The 902-nt window shown below is 31.9% G+C and carries 1 protein-coding gene and 2 pseudogenes; all 3 read right to left on the reverse strand.

Annotated elements, in window-relative coordinates:
* Positions 1-222, reverse strand: a pseudogene (locus MVY38_RS06555) (VWA domain-containing protein); the annotation flags it as partial.
* A 73-nt stretch (positions 223-295) separates the two neighbouring features.
* The gene (locus MVY38_RS06560; protein ID WP_297484540.1) at positions 296-703 is read right to left on the reverse strand and encodes a hypothetical protein; all 408 of its coding nucleotides are present in this window, start codon (positions 701-703) and stop codon (positions 296-298) included.
* Positions 704-902 (reverse strand): annotated as a pseudogene (locus MVY38_RS06565) (DUF58 domain-containing protein); the annotation flags it as partial.

Consider the following 902-nt stretch of genomic DNA (forward strand, 5'->3'; position numbering starts at 1 on the left):
AAAACCCCTCTCATTCATAGAGCCAGACGAATCTAAAATCAACGCTATTTCATGCCCATGTTTGGGTTTAAGCTGATACGGTTCATCTTTTACAGGAGACATCAATGCAACTATTAGCATCACAATAGCAGTCCATTTTAAAAAAAAGAGGAGCTTTGATGCAGATGCCGTATTTTGCATAAATGTTGCAGTATGTGGAAAATATATAGATGGCATTTTCATTTTACAAAAAATAGCACATGCTACAAACAAAAAAATGAGTAAAAACAGTATAGGGAATTCAAAATAAATTCCATTAAACATCTATCATTCCTTCAAACAGTTCAATATAGTGAATAGTATCGCTATCAAAATCTTTTACATCTTTTTTATATTTATATTGTTCAAGGTGCTCAAGCATATTTTCATACGCTCTTTTATGACGCTCACTATCATCTTTAAAAGTTTCGCCATAGTGCGTAATCTCATACGCTGCTTTTTTAGGATTTTTATAATTTACTTTTCTCAATAATCTATAATGTTCTGCTCTAATATTAAATTTTTTTCTATTTCTAATCCATCGATATGCTAAATAGAGGACGCCAAGAAGTAAAACTATTACTACTGTAACTATTGCCAAAAAGTAGTAAAAAGAGTAGTCTTGTATCTCTAAAAGTGGCTTTATATCGTGTAGAGGTATTGTTGTGTGTTGCGTATTTTGCATCTATCTTCCCTCAAATAATCTTCTTAAACCCACGCTTACATTTTCATCTGTATAAATCTTACTAAATCGTATCTGATGTTTTCTAAATGTTGCGTAGAGTTCTCTGTCATGTATTAACACTTTTTTTGCATAATCTTTTACTGTTTGTGCGTTAAAATCACCCTCAAGCACACTCCCTGATTCAGGATCAACTAAAGAG

This window comes from Sulfurimonas sp., assembly GCF_027056685.1.
GTDB lineage: Bacteria > Campylobacterota > Campylobacteria > Campylobacterales > Sulfurimonadaceae > Sulfurimonas.

Excerpts from the sequence above, each read along its gene's own strand:
- MVY38_RS06560 (WP_297484540.1), bottom strand. The coding sequence starts at position 703 with ATGCAAAATACGCAACACACAACAATACCTCTACACGATATAAAGCCA.